The following is an 18,193-nucleotide window of genomic DNA, read 5'->3' on the forward strand; positions in this document are numbered from 1 at the left end:
ACAGCCCTACTCAACTGTGCGGAGGTGGGACGACGAAATCGAATTCTAACGAATTACCGATTTCTGTCCCACTCTCTGAATGTACATTTACTGATTATGCTTCTGACTTCTTTTCAGCCGTCTTGTGAACAGCTTTGATACTAATATTCCCATTACTGGTCATGACTGCTTTGAGTTGTTTCTCACTTGGATGTTCCAGGTAATAATCGGTAATAGCATCTTCGATATGGTCTTGGATGGTACGACGGAGTGGGCGGGCCCCCATTTTTGGATCGTAACCCAGATCGACCAATTTTTCTTTGACCTTCTCTGTCACATCCAGATGAATCTCATTTTGTGCGAGACGTTGATTGACCTCATCGAGCATGAGGGTAACGATTTGAAGAAGGTTTTCTTTTGATAGAGGTTGGAATTCAATGATGCCATCAAAACGGTTCATGAATTCAGGGCTAAAGAAGTTACCGAGTTCTCCAAGTACAGAGTTGGTTCGACCTTCGCGAGCAGCTCCAAAACCAACATTGGCCTCAGCTTTGCCGGTTCCAGCATTAGAGGTCATGATGATAATAGTATCTTTAAAGCTGACGGTACGACCTTGACCATCTGTCAAACGGCCATCATCCAAGACTTGCAAGAACATGTGCATGACATCTGGATGGGCTTTTTCCACTTCATCCAATAACACGAGGGAGTAAGGATTGCGACGTACCTTTTCTGTTAGTTGTCCGGCTTCATCGTAGCCAACATAGCCCGGAGGAGCTCCGACTAGTTTCGCTACGCTATGTTTTTCCATGTATTCGCTCATATCAAAGCGGATCATATTGTCTGCAGAGCCAAAGAGCTCGATCGCCAATTGTTTAGACAATTCGGTCTTTCCGACACCGGTTGGTCCGACAAAGAGGAAGCTTCCGATTGGTCGATTTGGAGATCCTAGGCCGACACGATTGCGTCGAATGGCTTTCGCGATTTTATCTACTGCATCATCTTGACCGATCACATGAGCTTTCAAATCAGAAGCCAGATTGATCAATTGAGACTGTTCTTTTTCTTTCAAATCACCAACAGGAATATTGGTCTTTTGTTCAACGATGTGTTCAATAGTTTTTTCACTGATGACAGGGGTTTCCTGATCGGTGACATGTTGACCTTGCATTTCCTTGTATTTCGCGATTTGGTCGCGGAAGTAGGCTGCTTTTTCAAAGTCTTCTTCGCGCGTCGCTTGAGCTTTGAGGTTTTCCGCTTCAATCAAGCGCTGGTCGATCACTTTGGGATCCACGAAGTTTAGGGTCAGGTTCATCTTAGATCCCGCTTCATCCAACAAATCAATGGCCTTGTCTGGCAGGAAGCGATCTTGGATATAGCGGTTTGAAAGAATAGCTGCCGCTTCGATGGCCCCGTCTGTATAGTGGACGTGGTGGTAGTCTTCGTATTTTTTCTGGATACCCTTGAGGATGGTGATGGTTTCTTCAACCGTTGGTTCATCGACCTTAACGGGCTGCATCCGACGTTCCAAGGCCGCATCTTTTTCAATGATACGGTATTCATTGAGGGTAGTAGCCCCAACTAATTGGAGTTCTCCACGCGCCAAGGCTGGTTTGAGGATATTTCCAGCGTCCATATTGCCCTCACCAGCAGATCCTGCGCCAACAATTTCATGGATTTCGTCGATGAACAGAATAACATCTTCACGTTGACGAATTTCATCCATTAATTTTTGCATGCGTTCTTCGAATTGACCACGGATGCCTGTGCCCTGAACGAGGCTGACGACGTCTAGTCGGATGACTTCTTTTCCTTGCAATTTATGTGGAACGTCGCCATCGACGATTTTTTGAGCCAGGCCTTCCACTACGGCAGTTTTTCCGACCCCAGGCTCTCCAATCAGAACCGGATTGTTCTTGGTTCGACGGTTGAGGATTTCGATGACACGGATAATCTCCTCATCACGGCCAATGACAGGGTCAATATCCCCTTTGCGGGCAATCTCTGTGACATTGATGCCGAACTCTTCTAAAAGACCTTTTGGCTTTTGAGGGCGTGCTTGACGAGGGTCTTGACCACCACCACGGTTATTGTTTTGGCCGTAGCCGCCACCTCCATAACTGCCTCCGGATTGAGTTGGAGGGGTTTGAGGTTCTTGCGGACTTTGGAAGTTTCCAAGGTTATTGAAGAAATCTTCAAAAGGATCTCCAGTCAGTTGGCTCCGTTGGGTCATGCCTTTCAAGAAGCTGTTATTTGGGTCTGTTTTCATAATTTTATAGCAATTTTGACAGAGGTCTACTTGCTGCTGACGTCCATTTACATTTGTATATAAATGGATGGTTGATTCATTTATTTTACAATTTTGACAAAGCATATACATACCTCACAGTAGGTTTTTGATGGTTTCCCATCAAGAGACGAGCCTATTTTTAAAAGGTCAAAAATAGTCAAAGATTTATAGTTTCATTATATCAGTATTCTAGAAGTTTGCAAGAATTTACTACGGAATGTCGCTAAGGATTAAAGAAGAGAGCAAATCAATGGAAAAATGTGAATTTTTATTGGAAGAGCTTTCTCTTTTATGATAAAATAGGAGAGTAGAAAGTAAAGAGGAGAAATAAAATGGAATCACATTTAGTACGGATTATCAACCGTTTGGAGACGATGACAAAAGACGGTGGAAACTTGAAACGTAATTTTGAACGTGACGGTGTTGTTGTCGCTGAAGTAGCATACAACCACAATGAAGAAGAAGGTTCAACCTTTACACTTCGTGATGTTGAAGCGCGTGAAACCTATACATTTGATAGCATTGATTTAATTGCAATGGAAATTTATGAATTGCTTTACTAAGCAGCTGTGTGGATGAGTTTGGGGTGGTCTCAAGCTCATTTTTTGTCCATCTGGCTATAGTTTTCGTCTATAAGAAATTCTAATTAGGAACAGTTAGGTTTGAGAGTGGAAATCTGCTATAATAGAGAGGACTATTTTCATTACTTGACTAGAAAGAGAATTGATATGACGACACTCATTGATGGGAAGGCGCTCGCTACAAAATTACAGGGTGAGATTGCGAAGAAAACAGCACGATTAAAAGAAGAGACAGGGGTTGTGCCTGGTCTCGTTGTCATCGTGGTAGGAGATAATCCAGCCAGCAAAATCTATGTAAGAAATAAAGAGCGTTCTGCTATTGCGGCAGGCTTTCGGAGTGAAGTGAGACGACTTCCTGAAAGCATCAGCCAAGCTGAATTATTAGAAGTGATCGAACACTACAATCAAGATCCCCTTTGGCATGGGATTTTAGTGCAGTTGCCACTGCCTAAGCATATCGATGCGGATGCAGTCCTTTTAGCCATTGATCCGACAAAAGATGTGGATGGCTTTCATCCATTGAATATGGGACGCTTGTGGGCTGGAAATCCGATTATGGTGCCATCGACTCCCGCTGGTATCATGGAGATGTTCAAAGAGTACGGGATTGATCTAGAAGGGAAGCGAGCAGTCGTGATTGGTCGTTCCAATATCGTTGGAAAACCAATGGCGCAGTTGCTCCTCGCCAAAAATGCGACGGTAACCTTGACCCATTCCCGGACCCATCATCTGCCTAAAATTGCTAGAAGAGCAGATATCTTGGTTGTTGCGATCGGTCGTGCGAAATTTGTAACAGCAGACTTCGTGAAAGAAGGCGCCGTTGTTATTGACGTCGGAATGAATCGCGATGAGAATGGCAAATTGTGTGGGGATGTCGATTTTGACTCTGTTGCACCTTTGGCCAGTCATATTACCCCGGTACCAGGAGGGGTTGGGCCTATGACTGTCACCATGCTGATGGAGCAGACCTACGAAGCAGCTGTTCGTGCCTTAAAAAAATGAAAGAGTGAACAAGATGAAGTTTGTATTTGATTTAGATGGAACCCTGTCATTCGATGGTGTCACAATCGATGATGAAATCAAACAGGTCTTATTGAGGGCAGAAGAATTTGGCCATGAAGTTGCCTTTGCTTCTGCACGTTCTTATCGGGATTGCTTGGGGCTTTTAGGGGACCCATTGAGTCAGCAACTCGTGATTGGCTTAAATGGTGGATTGGCCTATCGTCAGGGACAATTAGTGTATGAGGAACAATTGGACAAGGATGTGTATCGAGAAGTCCTTGGCTTTTGTCGCCATTACAATCTACCATTTTTTGTGGATGATACCTTTGATTATAGCGGACAGATTTTGGAAAAGATTCCTTTTGTTGCTAATGTAGATCCCCTCAAGAAAGCCCAGTATCGTTCGTTAGAGGAGCTGACAGATCCGATTAAGGTCGTGATCTATATGGGTGGCCATGAGGAGCTCGTGGATGAGATCATCGAGCGGATCGAAAAGACAGATAAGGCCCATATCCGCTATCATGCGCATGAAAAATGCATCTATCTCAATCCAGCAAACACTCATAAAGCGACAACAGTCGAAGAACTCTGTGGAGAAAATTTCGTGGCTTTTGGTAATGATCAAAACGATATTGAGCTCTTTGAAAAAGCTATTTATGCAGTTCAAATTGGCGATTTTCCATCCCTTCGGCCTTACGCTGATGATCAATTAGTGGCCAAGCAAAATCATCCACAAGCTGTTGCTGCTAAGATCTTGCAAGTCTTTGCAGAATTTAGAGGAAAATAAAAGAAGGAGGGGGAGTCGTGGCTTCTCCTTTTTCGCTAGAAATGAGGAAGGTATGAAAAGAGTTCAGAAAGAAGAGATCCAGCGCGTCATTGTAAAGCGCCCAATGACGTCATATAAGGGAGATTTTGGTCGTCTGCTCCTGATTGGAGGAACCTATCCCTATGGGGGAGCTATCATTATGGCAGCGATCGCTGCGGTTCACAGTGGAGCGGGCTTGGTCACTGTTGCAACAGATCCTGACAATCTGACGGCCCTTCATAGCCATCTTCCTGAAGCCATGGGCTTTGATCTAGCGGATCATGAACTCCTTTGTGAGCAAGTGCAAAAAGCTAGCGTGATTTTAGTAGGGCCGGGCTTAAAGGAATCTAATGAAAACCAAGGAGTCTTACAAATGATTTTTGAGCAGGTCTCTAGGCATCAGGTTCTGATTTTAGATGGAGGTGCTATTAGTCTTTTTGCAACCTCTCAATTTGACTTGCCAGAAGCTCAGTTGGTCTTTACCCCTCATCAAAAAGAATGGGAAAAACTATCGGGACTTGATCTAGCAAGCCAGACAGAAGAGAGGAGCCAAAGAGCAGTACAGAACTTTCCTGAAGGGACTGTCATAGTAGAAAAGGGGCCTCACACGCGCATATGGTCAAGTGGGAAGGAAGAGGGCTATCAGCTAGATGTTGGTGGTCCCTACCAAGCAACAGGTGGCATGGGAGATACCTTGGCAGGGATGATCGCGGGGTTTGCAGGTCAATTTCCACAGGTTGGACTCTATGAGCGCGTGGCAGTCGCGACCTACCTTCATTCAGCGATTGCTGAAGACTTGAGCAAGGAGGCTTATGTGGTTCTACCGACAACCATCAGCCAAGAAATCCCAAAATGGATGAAGAAATGGAGTGACCAAGACCAGGTTGCCAGCACTGAAAATAGAAAATAGGTAAAAAAGATGAAGGAAAGCATTCGGAAAGCAAATCAGTATATCGATGAAAACAGGGAGAAGGTCAACCAGCAATATCGAGGAGCATTTCATTTGTTACCTCCAATCGGCTGGATGAACGATCCAAATGGCTTTGTTTATTTCCGTGGGGAATACCATTTGTTTTACCAATTCTATCCCTATGATAGTGTTTGGGGTCCCATGCATTGGGGGCATGCCAAATCAAAAGATCTTCTCCATTGGGAAGAACTGCCAGTAGCTTTAGCACCAAGTGAAAGCTATGATAAGGATGGTTGTTTCTCGGGTAGTGCTATCGTGGAAGATGACAAGCTCTATTTGCTGTATACGGGTCATGTAGACGATGAGGAAAAGCGCGAGGAGACTCAGTGTCTTGCGGTGTCGACAGACGGCATTACCTTTGAAAAGTTGCCTACTAATCCAGTGATCCATGCTCAACATATTGAGGGGATCGCAGATATTGCAGATTTTCGTGATCCTAAAGTATTTGAATACCAAGGAAGCTATTACGCTGTCGTTGCTTCTAAGACACCGGATGACAGAGGTCAAATTCTCCTATTTGCATCAAGTAATCTAGTAGATTGGACTTTTACATCAGTTCTTTTAAAAGGTGAAAAAGGGCAAGGAATTATGTGGGAGTGTCCTGATTTCTTCCCTTTAGATGGCAAATGGGTCTTGATCCTGTCTCCCATTGAAATGGAAAGGCAGCAAGAAAAATACTGGAACTTAAATTCGACGGTTGCCTTTATCGGTGACATGAATTGGGAAACGGGGGACTTTCGTGTCGATTCCTATGATGAAATGGATGGCGGTTTGGATTTCTATGCCCCTCAAACTTGTCAAGGACCAAATGGCGAACGATACATGGTTGCCTGGATGCAAATGTGGCACCGGTCTATCCCCAGTCATGATTTAGCTCATGGGTGGGCAGGTAGTATGACTCTTCCAAGAAAATTGTCCTTGAAAGACGGACGATTGGTTCAGGAGTTACCTGAGTCAGTGAAAGAACACTTTCTTGTAGAGCATGCGTCAGAAACCATTGTTCAGGGCAATCAAATCATTATCTCAGCTAGAGGGAAACAAACCTTGTTTGAGCTAGATACCAAACCGGGTCGCTCCTTTATCCTTGGTTATGGCGATGAAACTGATCCTGATAGTGTCTTGCAATTGGTTTATGACGCCTCTCAAAAACGATTTAGCTTAAGTCGAGACCAATTTGGGCACCCCATTTCTGGAAAAGAAAATCCAGCATTTCAATCGAGATGGATTCAGTTGGACGCTGAAAAAGATCATCATTTTTCGATCATTCGCGATACCAACTCAATTGAAGTATTCGTGGATGGTAAAACTCTCTCGATGACCTTTTATGAAACGACTGAGAATCCCGTCTATATTCTCACGGCAGATGAAGGGGTCGATTGGGTCGTAAAAACCTATCAAAAATAGGAAATCAATAGCCTCCTAAAGAATAAAAGACAAGTCTTGTGACTTGTCTTTTATTCTTTAAGAGAGGACAGAAGCGAGGAGCCCTCCGAGAATGAGGATGATAGCTCCGCTCAGTCGGTTGGCCATTTGGGCAAAAGCGATCATTTCCATACGATCAGATGCGGACAGAACAGCGATATTTCCGGTTCCTCCCATGGAGTTATTGATCATACCAGATCCGATAGCAGTCTCGACTGGATACAATCCAACCAGTTTTCCGATCAAAGCAGAAGCAAGCCCCATAGCTAGAACAGAGGTCAAGCTTAGGAGAATGAATTGCCAGGTCATCGCCTTAGCTAGAGTTGAAAGGTCAATCAAGGAAAGACCGATCCCAGCTAGGACTGCATGGGTGAGGTTGGTCATAATGACTTGGTTGAACATGACCACACAGTTTTCCAAAGGTTTTGGGACAGTATTGAAAGCTTTCAGGATAAAGACGATGATAATCATGAAGGCATAACTGTGGATTTTTGGAACAAAGGCATTGCAGATGACCCCGAGAAGAAAAATACTAAAGGCAAACATCATCCCAACTCCGATTTGGGTCGGATCAAGTGTGAGTTTTTCTTTCTTCAATTCATCTTTATTGATCGGAATCAAGACACCGTGACCATTGTAAGGACTATCTGCAAAGATTTTGACGATCAAAACAGCTCCAATGATGGCAAGGATATTACCAAGTGTGGTAGCGGGTGCCAATTGAGAGAAGATGGCTGCTTGGCTTCCATGGAGATTAGCAGCGTATATCTTTGAAAGAGGCAGGATTCCAGCTCCCATTCCTCCGACCATTTGTGGGAATGAAACATAGAGAATCGAATGTCCAAATCCTTGTCCCAAAAGGCTTCCAATGATCCCAACAGAGAGAGCCCCAATGACCATGGTGACCAAGGAAACAGGAATAAAGCGAGCGGAAGCTTTTACCAAGAGATTGCGATTCATCCCTAGAATAGCCCCACAAATCAAGGCTGCGATATAAAAATCCAGAAAGCCAAAGGAATCTCCCAAAAAGCCCTTGGTGGCTGTGATAATATTTGCTGGAATAACATGGAAGGTCGCTAGAAGAGTAGCTCCTAGTAAGGTGAAGACGGATCCTCCACCTAGGTAAGAATTCATGATTGGAAGTTTCTCACCGATAAAGTAGAGAAGGTGCCCCATGACGACCAAAAGGAGGGTTAGTCCAAGCATATTGAGTGGGAGTTTCCCCATAGCAATCGTCACCGCGAGAACGATGACGATGAATGCATATAGAGGGAGACTGACACCGGAAATGTTGATTTCATTCAATTTTTTCATGGTTGTTCAGTCAGCTCCTTATTAGTATTTTGGATACCATTTAAGGTCACGTACAGCTTTTGCCATATCTGTTTCTTTGGCTTGTGCAAGCCCTTGTTCTTGAGCTTTCTTGGCAACAGCTTCAGCCACCTTGATAGACACGTCAGCTACATATTGGAATGGTGGAAGGACTGGCGCACCTGGTTGACCTGGATTGACAATACCTGACAATGAGTGAGCTGCTGCCCCAATCATTTCATCTGTCAACAATTTGGCTTCAGATGCTAACATACCAAGACCAAGACCTGGGTAGATCAAAGCGTTATTGGCTTGACCGATTTCATAGTCCACACCTTTGTAGCTGATGGTTCCTGAAGGAACACCGGTAGCGACAAAGGCTTTACCGTCTGACCATTCGATGACTTGTTGGGCTGTTGCTTCCAATTTCTTGGTTGGGTTAGAAATTGGGAAGATAACTGGGCGTTCAGTGTTTTCACACATGGCTTCAACCACTTCTTTGGTGAAGGCACCTGGGTTTGTAGAAGTTCCGACCAAGATCGTTGGTTTTACTGTTTTGATCACTTCAAGAAGATTGGTCATATCGCCTTTACCTTCGAAGTCAGAACGTTTTTTAGCAAATGGTTTTTGAGCTGGCGTCAAATCTTCCATATCGTCAAACAAAAGACCTTGTTTATCGATCATGAAGAAACGTTTGTAAGCTTCTTCTGGAGAGAGTCCTTCGGCCACCATTTCAGCGTGAACACGGTCTGCAATACCAGCACCAGCAGAACCACCACCATAGCAAAGGTAAACTTGGTCTGTCAATTTTTCACCAGTGATATCCATCGCTCCAAAGATACCACCCAAGACAACGATCCCAGTTCCTTGAATATCATCGTTGAAAGTTGGGATTTCTTTCTTGTAACGGTTCAAGATATCAGCCGCATTTGAACGACCGAAGTCTTCCCAGTGAAGGTACAATTTAGGGAAAAGTTTTCCAGCTGTTTGAACGAATTGATCGATAAAGGCATCGTATTTTTCACCACGAACACGTTCATGACGGTTCCCCAGATACATTGGATTGTTCAACAATTCTTCACGGTTGGTACCAGCATCGATGACAAGAGGCATAACGCAAGCTGGATCAATTCCGGCTGCTGCAGTGTAGACCATGAGTTTTCCGACAGAGATATCAACCCCTTGGACACCCCAGTCACCGATACCAAGGATTCCTTCTGCGTCAGTTGCAACGATCAAGCGGATATCGCGATCGCCAGCTGCATTTTTCAATGTTTCTTCGATATTTTCTGGGTGGTTAATATCAAGGTAAGCGGCATATTGTGGGTTTACAAAGAGTTCAGAATATTGTTCAATGGTGTCTGCGATCACTGGATCATAGACGATTGGGTTGAACTCAACGATGTGTTGGTTGAAGAGGTAGTAGAAAAGAGTACGGTTTGTATTGAAAATTTCCATCAAGAAAAGACGTTTTTCAAGGTCTGATGGTTTGCGCAAGAAATGTTGGTAAGCTTGTTCAGCTTGTTCTTCGATGGTTTGAACATATGGAGGAAGAAGACCGATCAGGCCAAGTTCTTTACGTTCTTCCATTGTGAAAGCAGTTCCTTTATTTAAGAAAGGATTGTTTAAAATTTCATGTGATTTCATTGCGAAATACTCCTCATAAATAATTTATCTGTAAGATTTTTTCTCACGTAAGCCATTATAGTCTTCGGTAATTCTTATAGTCAACTTCCCTTGTCCTTATAAAAAAATTTTATAAGTAAGAGTTTTGTGTTAGAATGAAGGAAATGGAAATTGTAGAAATAGAGGGATAGAGATGAATATCCGAGACTTGGAATATTTTTATCAACTGTCGAAATTAAAGTCTTATACAGACGTGGCGCATTATTTTCAAGTGAGTCAACCGACTGTGACCTATGCCATCAAGCGTTTAGAGGACCACTATGCTTGTCAGTTGGTAGAAAAATCGTCTTCTAATCGTGTCTTGCACCTAACTCAGCCAGGGAAGGTTTTAGCCAATCACGCGCGAGAGGTTTTAATCGAAATCGAAAAGACGGAAAAAGCTGTTGAACGAAGTAAAAAGAATCTGTTGCGCATTGGACTACCGCCTTTGATCACTAGCGATATCATGAAAAAATTTGGGACGCATGATGAAGAACTTGAGATTTTTCGTCAATCGCAATTGGTGCAACTAGGTTCCAGGGATTTGATGCGATTATTGGTGCGTGGAGATTTAGATTTTAGTCTATTGGGAAGCTTAGAGCCCATTTCGCACGCGCATTTGACCAGTCAGCTTCTGTATAAAAAAGAATTTTTTGTGATTGTTTCAAAGGATCATCCACTAGCAGATCGCAAGGAAATTTCTTTTAAAGAGGTGTTAGAGGAGACCTTCATTCTGTTAGATGAGCATCATGTCCACATGACGGCTTTTAAACGCTTGAATGCTCGCTTTGATGATTTGGCCAAGTCTACTGTTGTCTTGACCGATTCCAACTTGGTCTTGAGTTTCATCGAAGAAAATTTGGGAATTGGTCTAATGACCGATCTGACTCTCTTTCCAGAATATCCAAATCTTGTCAAAATTCCGCTGGTTGAAGAGGAAAAAACAGTCTTCTATATTAGCTATGCCTATCCAAATGAAGGGGAACCCCAAGCACTTCTTAGCTCCTTTATTGAACGGTTAGAGAAGTGTGAAAAATAAGGAAGCTGGTGTCGAACAGACAAATAGAAAGTGTCTTGAATAAAATGAGGCTTGTAGAGAAAGGAAATTCATGATTTCGCTTTGTCTGCCAGCCTTTTTTGGTGTTTTTTGGTATAATTAAACTTGATCATATTCTGCAGAAAGGAGTTCCTATGTCCAACTATTTATCCGTATCAAGTTTGACCAAATATTTGAAATTAAAATTTGATAAGGATCCCTATTTGGAAAGGGTTTATCTGACAGGGCAGGTCTCCAATTTCCGAAAACGCCCCAACCACCAGTATTTTTCATTAAAGGATGAAAAAGCGGTTATTCAGGCGACGGTCTGGGCTGGGATTTATCGAAGCTTTGGTTTTGAGCTAGAAGAAGGCATGAAGATCAACGTCATCGGTCGTATTCAGCTCTATGAGCCAAGTGGGAGTTATTCCATTGTTATCGAAAAGGCTGAGCCAGATGGGGTAGGGGCCTTGGCCATCCAATTTGAGCAACTCAAGAAAAAGTTGACTGAAGAAGGGCTCTTTCAGGACCGGTGGAAGCAAGCTCTGCCACAATTTCCAAGAAAGATCGGGGTTATCACCAGTCAAAGTGGGGCCGTGATTCGCGATATTATCACAACGGTGAGCCGACGCTTCCCTGGTGTTGAGATTGTGCTCTACCCGACCAAGGTTCAGGGTGACGGCGCATCTAGTGAGGTGGTTGCTAATATTCAAAGGGCTAACCAACGGGATGATTTGGATGTCTTGATTATCGGTCGTGGGGGTGGTTCAATTGAAGATCTCTGGGCCTTTAATGAAGAAGCAGTGGTGCGAGCCATTTTTGAATCGCGGATTCCGATTATCTCCAGTGTTGGACATGAGACAGATACGACTCTAGCCGATTTTGTAGCAGACCGTCGAGCCGCTACTCCGACAGCCGCCGCTGAATTGGCCACTCCAGTAACGAAGTTGGATCTCTTGTCCCATTTACAAAAGCAGGAAAATCGTATGGCAACAGCTATGTACAATCGCTTGGCCTATAATCGTGAACGCTTGGCCAAATTAAGTCAATCGGTTATTTTTAGACAGCCTGAAAGACTCTATGATGGCTACCTGCAAAAGATTGACCAGTTGCAATTGCGCTTGAAACAAGGAATACGTGATGCTTATGGACAAGGGGCCAATCAGCTGCAAGGCCTGCGTCATCGCCTAGAGGCCATGTCTCCTTTGCATCGCATCGAGCGCTACCAAGACCGCCTGCTCCAAGATAAGAGAATCTTAACCAACCGAATGGAACAAGTCCTAAAAGAGCAAAAGATCAAGGTACAAGGCTTATCAGAAGCCCTCTTGATGCTCGATACCAGTCGGATTATTGCGCGTGGCTATGCCATGGTTAAGGAAGGGGATCAGGTACTAGATTCGGTTGCAAAAGTAACAGAAGGGGACCCGCTATCACTCATCATGAGAGATGGCCAGTTAGAAGTAGAGGTAAAACATGTCGAAAGAAAAGAAATTTGAAGAAAACTTAGCAGATTTGGAAGCTATCGTCCAAAAATTGGAGAGTGGTGATGTGGCTCTAGAAGAAGCCATCACAGAATTCCAAAAAGGAATGAAGTTGTCAAAAGAATTGCAAGATACCTTGGATCAAGCAGAGAAAACCTTGGTCAAGGTCATGCAAGCAGATGGTACTGAAGCGGATCTAGCATGAGACAAGAAGAAAAACGAAATAGAGTAGAGCAAGCAGTTCGCTCTTTTTATGAGGAAAAATCCGTTGCTCTCCATTTAGTGGAGTCGGTCCTTTATTCGATCCAGGCAGGTGGAAAACGACTGCGCCCCTTGCTCCTTCTAGAATTGTTAGAGGCCTTTGGGCAGGAATTGACAGAGGCTCACTTTCAAGTGGCAGGGGCTTTGGAGATGATCCATACAGGAAGCCTTATTCACGATGATCTGCCTGCCATGGACAATGATGATTACCGTCGGGGGCAATTGACCAATCATAAGAAATTCGGAGAAGACCTGGCGATTTTAGCGGGGGATGCGCTTTTTCTCGATCCTTTTGGGATGATAGCTGCGAGTGCCCTTCCTAATGCGGTCAAGGTCGCTTTGATTCTTGAATTGTCAGATGCTTCCGGTAGTCGTGGAATGGTAGCTGGCCAAGTCCTTGATATGGAAGGGGAGCACAAACAGCTCACACTAGCAGAGTTGCAGACCATCCATGCCAATAAGACAGGACGCCTCCTTGCCTATCCTTTCATCGCAGCAGGTTTGATTTTAGACTTGCAAGCAGACATTGGTTGGCTCTTAGAACAAATCGGGAAAAAATTAGGCCTGGCTTTTCAAGTGAGGGATGATATTTTGGATTTGGTCGCTGATTTTGAGGCTCTGGGCAAGACCCCTCAAAAGGACCTAGTAGCAGAAAAATCGACCTATCCAGCCCTGTTGGGATTGGAAGAATCAAAAGCTTTGCTGACAAGCGAATTAGATGCTTGCGAGGACTTGTTGGATCAGATTACAGCTGCTTGCGACTTTGATCCGCAAGCGATCAAGAAATTAATAGAAGGATTACGAATAGATGGCTAAGGAAAGAGTGGATGTATTAGCCTATAAACAAGGCCTATTTGATACCCGCGAACAAGCCAAAAGAGGGGTGATGGCAGGTCTTGTCGTTGCCGTTATCAATGGTGAGCGCTTCGATAAACCGGGTGAAAAAATCGATGAAGCAACCGAGTTGAAATTAAAGGGCGAAAAGCTCAAATATGTCAGCCGGGGCGGTCTTAAATTAGAAAAAGCCCTGAACCAATTTGGTTTGTCTGTAGAGGGTAAAATTGCGATTGATATTGGGGCTTCTACAGGTGGCTTTACCGATGTCATGCTGCAAAATGGAGCCAGCCAGGTCTTTTCAGTGGATGTCGGGACCAATCAGTTGGCCTGGAAATTGCGCAATGATCCTCGAGTGGTCTCGATGGAACAGTTCAATTTCCGCTATGCCGAGCCAGATGATTTTGAAGCGACACCGAGCTTTGCGAGTATCGACGTCAGCTTTATTTCCTTGGACTTGATTCTGCCAGCCCTTCACCGGATTTTGGCAGATAATGGACAAGTCGTGGCCTTGGTGAAACCTCAGTTTGAGGCAGGACGCGAACAGATCGGGAAAAATGGGATCATTAAGGATCCTAAGATTCATTTAGCCGTTCTTGAAAAGGTCGCTACATTTGCAGGGACACATGGCTTTGCGGTAATGGGAGTGGATTATTCCCCTATCCAAGGAGGCCATGGCAACATCGAATTTTTGATGTATCTAGAAAAAAAAGAAGAGAAAACAAAGCCAACTACAGAGCAGCTGGAGGCTGTTGTGGAGCTGGCACACAAGGAATTTAAACATGAAGAGTAAGAATATCAGATTAGAAAAAATTCGCCGCTTCATTCGCGATCATGAAGTGGGGACGCAAGAAGAGATCGTCGAACATTTGAAAGAAGAAGGCATCTCAGCAACCCAAGCGACAGTGTCACGGGATATCAAAGAATTGGGCATCGTAAAACGCCCTCTGAAAGACATGACATATGTCTATGAATTGCCACGTAAGCATCACCAAGGGATCGGGATGATCGAAAGCAATATTTTATCTCATCGTCGCATGGGAGAATATGTCAATTTTACCATGGTTCCAGGGACTGCTCCTTTAGTCAAACGTCGCTTGCGGGAGATTTATAAGGAGCATATCTTTAGTATTGTTGCAGATGATGATACGATCTTGTTGATTGCTTATTCCGCACCAGAAGCAGAGAATATCCTCAAATCAATCTTTGGGTGGTAAGAGCCTATGCTATTAGAAATTTCGATTAAGAACTTTGCCATTATCGAAGAGATTTCCTTAAATTTTGAAAAGGGAATGACGGTACTGACAGGGGAAACAGGTGCAGGGAAATCCATCATTATCGATGCCATGAACATGATGCTGGGAAGCCGCGCAACGACCGATGTCATTCGACACGGAGCCCCAAAAGCAGAAATCGAAGGGCTCTTCACCGTTGAGAGCAATCGCCACTTGACGACTCTCTTTGAAGAGCAAGGGCTAGAGTGGACTGATGAATTGATCATTCGCCGAGAGATCTTGCAAAATGGACGAAGTGTCAGCCGGATCAATGGTCAGATGGTGAATTTGTCTGTCTTAAAGGCAGTCGGCCAACACTTGGTGGATATCCATGGCCAGCATGATCAGGAAGAACTGATGCGGCCCCAATTGCATATCGCTATGCTGGATGAATTTGGGGATGCAGCCTTTTTCCAAACTAAAGATGCTTATCGTCAGACCTTCGAAGACTACAAACGCCTGCGCAAACAAGTGGTGGAACTCCAGCGCAACCAGCAGGAAAACAAGGCTCGTATCGAGATGTTGGAGTTTCAAATCGCAGAGATTGAGGCAGCTGCCTTGGAAGTGGATGAGGACCTGCGTCTGGAGCAAGAACGCCAACGCCTGCTTAATCACAAGATGATTGCTGATACCCTAACCAATGCCTATACCATGCTGGATGCAGAAGAGTTTTCGAGCCTCTCCAATGTGCGCTCAGCCATGAATGATCTGGAAAGCATCGAAGAATATGATCCCAGCTACAAAGAGCTCTCAAGCCAGTTATCAGAAACCTTTTATGCCCTTGAGGATATTACCAAGCGCTTAGAAGATGTGGTCGATGGTCTAGAGTTTGATGGCAATCGCCTCATGCAGGTGGAATCACGTTTAGATTTGATCCACTCCATCACGCGCAAGTATGGTGGCCAAGTCAAGGACGTCTTAGAATACCTGGCGCAAATCACCAAAGAATATAGCCTCCTCACTGGAAGTGACCTCTCGTCTGAGGACTTGGAAAAAGAACTCAAACGTTTGGAAAAAAGTTTGGTCACCTTGGCTCAAGATTTGAGTGATCAGCGGCATGCCCTGGCCCAAGCTTTGGAAAATGAAATCCAGCAAGAATTGGCAGATCTCTACATGGACAAGGCGCGTTTTCAAGTACGTTTTAGCAAGGCTAAGTTTAATCGTGAGGGAAATGAAGCTGTCGAATTTTACATTTCGACCAACCCAGGTGAGGATTTTAAACCCCTTGTCAAGGTAGCATCCGGCGGAGAATTGTCACGCTTGATGTTGGCCATTAAGTCTGCTTTTTCTCGAAAAGAAGGAAAAACCAGTATCGTCTTTGACGAGGTGGATACAGGGGTCTCTGGGCGCGTGGCCCAAGCGATTGCAGCGAAAATTCATAAGATTGGTCAAAATGGCCAAGTGCTTGCCATTTCTCACCTGCCTCAAGTCATCGCTGCAGCAGATTATCAATTCTATATTGAGAAAATCAGTGATGAACACTCAACTGTCTCTACTGTGCGTTTGCTCAATAGAGAAGAACGAATCGAAGAAATTGCCAAGATGCTGGCAGGAGAGGATCTAACGGAAGCTGCCCGTCAACAAGCAGAGCAACTTCTCAAGCGTTAAGAGAAAGAAGGTTTGAAATAATGTCAAGATACTTTGTAGTCGGAGATATTCACGGAAAAGCACAAATGCTAGAAGAGCTCATGACAGAGTGGGATGGAAAAGCCCAATTGGTCTTTTTAGGGGATTTGATAGATCGAGGCGAAAACAGCAAACGATCGATTGAAATCGTAAAAGACTACGTAGACCATCACGGAGCTGTTTGCCTTTCCGGGAATCACGAGTACATGTTTTTAGCCTGGTTGGACAATCCAGAAGAGCGTTATGACCACTACCGAAGAAATGGTGGCGATACGACCATCAACTCTCTGTTAGGCCGGCCACTCGATGCTCCTGTAGATGGGATTGCGGATGCGCAAGCAGTAGAAAACGCCGTTCCTGACTTGGTGGCTTTCATCCGTAGTTTGCCTTTTGACTACGAGACAGAGACCTATTATTTTGTCCACGCTGGTGTGGATCTAACCCTTGAAAATTGGCGAGAAACCAGTGATTACCAAAAGGTCTGGATCCGAAAACCATTCCATGAAGCGGAGAATCATACAGGCAAATGGATCGTCTTTGGCCATACACCGGTCTATGGACTGCTCAATGAGCCAGTCGGCACCGAAAATCTTTGGATTTCAGATCAGAAGATGGGTGTCGATGGGGGTGCTGTCTTTGGTGGAGTCCTCCATGGATTGCTCTTGGATGATCAAGGCATTGTCCATGACCATGTCCTTCACAATACAGGTTTTTCTGCCGCAGACGATTGAGGAGGCAGGAATGGATATCTTTCACTGCAAAACCCTGTGTTTTTTGATATAATGAAAGCAGAACATTCTTAGGAAGAGTATAGAAATATATGGCAAATATTAAAATAGTTACAGACTCATCTATTACAATTGAGCCTGAAGTGGTTGAAGAATATGGCATCACCATTGTGCCACTTTCTGTTATGGTGGATGGAGTCCTTTATTCCGACAGTGAGTTGGGCGAAGGGGACTTCTTGCGCTTAATGCAGTCTAGCAAAAATCTTCCAAAGACCAGCCAACCACCCGTTGGAGTCTTTGCGGAGGTGTATGAAAAGTTAGCAGCAGACGGAGCTCATATCGTTTCGATTCATATGTCTCATGCCTTGTCAGGAACCGTAGAGGCAGCTCGCCAAGGGGCAACCTTGTCAGGGGCAGAAGTAACTGTGATTGATAGTGGCTTTACAGACCAAGCCATGAAGTTCCAAGTGGTTGAAGCAGCTAAGTTGGCTAAAGAAGGAGCAGATCTAGACACCGTTTTAGCTCGTATTGAAGAAGTCAAAGAAAAGACAGAGTTGTATATCGGCGTATCTACCTTGGAAAATCTAGTTAAAGGTGGTCGGATTGGCCGTGTTACCGGACTTTTGAGCTCGCTTCTTAACATCCGTGTGGTGATGCAAATGAAGGACCATCAGTTGGAACCAATCGTCAAGGGACGTGGAAACAAGACCTTTAAGAAATGGTTGGATGAATTGGTAGAGAAACTTTCCCATAGTAAGGTGGCTGAGATCGGGATTTCTTACGCAGGGGCACCAGAGTGGGCCAATGAAATGAAGGCTCAGTTGCAATCGTTCGTTGAAAATGCTATCCCAGTTCTCGAAACTGGATCGATTATTCAAACCCATACAGGTGAGAATGCATTTGCAGTTTTGGTGCGCTACGAATAAGC

Annotated in this window: 17 protein-coding genes; 14 read left to right on the plus strand and 3 right to left on the minus strand. The window is 44.4% G+C overall.

Annotated elements, in window-relative coordinates; genetic code table 11:
* Positions 1–94: 94 nt before the first annotated feature.
* Positions 95–2,353, minus strand: a complete 2,259-nt coding sequence (locus K1I56_RS03605) for an ATP-dependent Clp protease ATP-binding subunit (protein WP_049498371.1) — start codon at positions 2,351–2,353, stop codon at positions 95–97.
* A gap of 248 nt (positions 2,354–2,601) precedes the next feature.
* Between K1I56_RS03605 and K1I56_RS03610 the strand changes: the two genes are divergently transcribed.
* The 5 genes from K1I56_RS03610 (at position 2,602) to K1I56_RS03630 (ending at position 7,031) form a co-directional block, all read left to right on the plus strand.
* Positions 2,602–2,832 (plus strand): DUF1797 family protein, encoded by a 231-nt coding sequence (locus K1I56_RS03610; RefSeq protein WP_003005989.1) that lies wholly within the window; start codon positions 2,602–2,604, stop codon positions 2,830–2,832.
* A 165-nt stretch (positions 2,833–2,997) separates the two neighbouring features.
* Positions 2,998–3,852, plus strand: coding sequence for a bifunctional methylenetetrahydrofolate dehydrogenase/methenyltetrahydrofolate cyclohydrolase (locus tag K1I56_RS03615; protein ID WP_049522594.1), 855 nt, complete (start codon positions 2,998–3,000; stop codon positions 3,850–3,852).
* Positions 3,853–3,865: 13 nt separating this feature from the next.
* A complete protein-coding gene (locus tag K1I56_RS03620) occupies positions 3,866–4,639 on the plus strand; it encodes an HAD-IIB family hydrolase (RefSeq protein ID WP_223325282.1) in 774 nt (257 codons plus the stop codon).
* 52 nt (positions 4,640–4,691) lie between these two features.
* A complete protein-coding gene (locus K1I56_RS03625) occupies positions 4,692–5,567 on the plus strand; it encodes an NAD(P)H-hydrate dehydratase (protein ID WP_223325283.1) in 876 nt (291 codons plus the stop codon).
* A gap of 9 nt (positions 5,568–5,576) precedes the next feature.
* Positions 5,577–7,031, plus strand: coding sequence for a glycoside hydrolase family 32 protein (locus K1I56_RS03630; protein ID WP_223325284.1), 1,455 nt, complete (start codon positions 5,577–5,579; stop codon positions 7,029–7,031).
* Positions 7,032–7,088: 57 nt separating this feature from the next.
* Here the strand turns inward: K1I56_RS03630 and K1I56_RS03635 are convergent, their stop codons facing one another.
* Both K1I56_RS03635 and K1I56_RS03640 read right to left on the minus strand, forming a co-directional pair.
* On the minus strand, positions 7,089–8,363 hold the full coding sequence (locus K1I56_RS03635; RefSeq protein WP_223325285.1) for a 2-hydroxycarboxylate transporter family protein: 1,275 nt from the start codon (positions 8,361–8,363) through the stop codon (positions 7,089–7,091).
* A 21-nt stretch (positions 8,364–8,384) separates the two neighbouring features.
* On the minus strand, positions 8,385–10,007 hold the full coding sequence (locus K1I56_RS03640; protein WP_223325286.1) for a malolactic enzyme: 1,623 nt from the start codon (positions 10,005–10,007) through the stop codon (positions 8,385–8,387).
* 172 nt (positions 10,008–10,179) lie between these two features.
* Between K1I56_RS03640 and K1I56_RS03645 the strand changes: the two genes are divergently transcribed.
* The 9 genes from K1I56_RS03645 to K1I56_RS03685 all read left to right on the plus strand — a co-directional run bounded on the left by K1I56_RS03645 (position 10,180) and on the right by K1I56_RS03685 (position 18,191).
* Positions 10,180–11,064, plus strand: coding sequence for a LysR family transcriptional regulator (locus K1I56_RS03645; protein ID WP_223325287.1), 885 nt, complete (start codon positions 10,180–10,182; stop codon positions 11,062–11,064).
* A 152-nt stretch (positions 11,065–11,216) separates the two neighbouring features.
* Positions 11,217–12,557, plus strand: coding sequence for an exodeoxyribonuclease VII large subunit (gene xseA / locus K1I56_RS03650; protein WP_223325288.1), 1,341 nt, complete (start codon positions 11,217–11,219; stop codon positions 12,555–12,557).
* Entirely contained in the window at positions 12,535–12,747 is a 213-nt protein-coding gene (locus K1I56_RS03655) for an exodeoxyribonuclease VII small subunit (RefSeq protein ID WP_003006013.1), read from the plus strand. Before xseA ends, K1I56_RS03655 begins: the two co-directional genes overlap by 23 nt.
* Entirely contained in the window at positions 12,744–13,619 is an 876-nt protein-coding gene (locus K1I56_RS03660; protein ID WP_223325289.1) for a polyprenyl synthetase family protein, read from the plus strand. The genes K1I56_RS03655 and K1I56_RS03660 overlap by 4 nt, the downstream gene beginning before the upstream one ends.
* The gene (locus K1I56_RS03665; RefSeq protein ID WP_223325290.1) at positions 13,612–14,430 is read left to right on the plus strand and encodes a TlyA family RNA methyltransferase; all 819 of its coding nucleotides are present in this window, start codon (positions 13,612–13,614) and stop codon (positions 14,428–14,430) included. Before K1I56_RS03660 ends, K1I56_RS03665 begins: the two co-directional genes overlap by 8 nt.
* Positions 14,420–14,854, plus strand: coding sequence for an arginine repressor (locus K1I56_RS03670; protein ID WP_003006022.1), 435 nt, complete (start codon positions 14,420–14,422; stop codon positions 14,852–14,854). The genes K1I56_RS03665 and K1I56_RS03670 overlap by 11 nt, the downstream gene beginning before the upstream one ends.
* A 6-nt stretch (positions 14,855–14,860) precedes the next feature.
* Positions 14,861–16,519 carry a DNA repair protein RecN gene (gene recN, locus K1I56_RS03675; RefSeq protein WP_201089307.1) on the plus strand — a complete coding sequence of 553 codons (1,659 nt, stop codon included), beginning with the start codon at positions 14,861–14,863 and terminating at the stop codon, positions 16,517–16,519.
* 20 nt (positions 16,520–16,539) lie between these two features.
* A complete protein-coding gene (locus K1I56_RS03680) occupies positions 16,540–17,268 on the plus strand; it encodes a metallophosphoesterase (protein WP_223325291.1) in 729 nt (242 codons plus the stop codon).
* Positions 17,269–17,357: 89 nt separating this feature from the next.
* The gene (locus tag K1I56_RS03685; protein WP_223325292.1) at positions 17,358–18,191 is read left to right on the plus strand and encodes a DegV family protein; all 834 of its coding nucleotides are present in this window, start codon (positions 17,358–17,360) and stop codon (positions 18,189–18,191) included.
* Positions 18,192–18,193 lie beyond the last annotated feature (2 nt).

It is taken from the genome of Streptococcus parasanguinis, assembly GCF_019929185.1.
GTDB classification, from domain to species: Bacteria; Bacillota; Bacilli; order Lactobacillales; family Streptococcaceae; genus Streptococcus; species Streptococcus parasanguinis_O.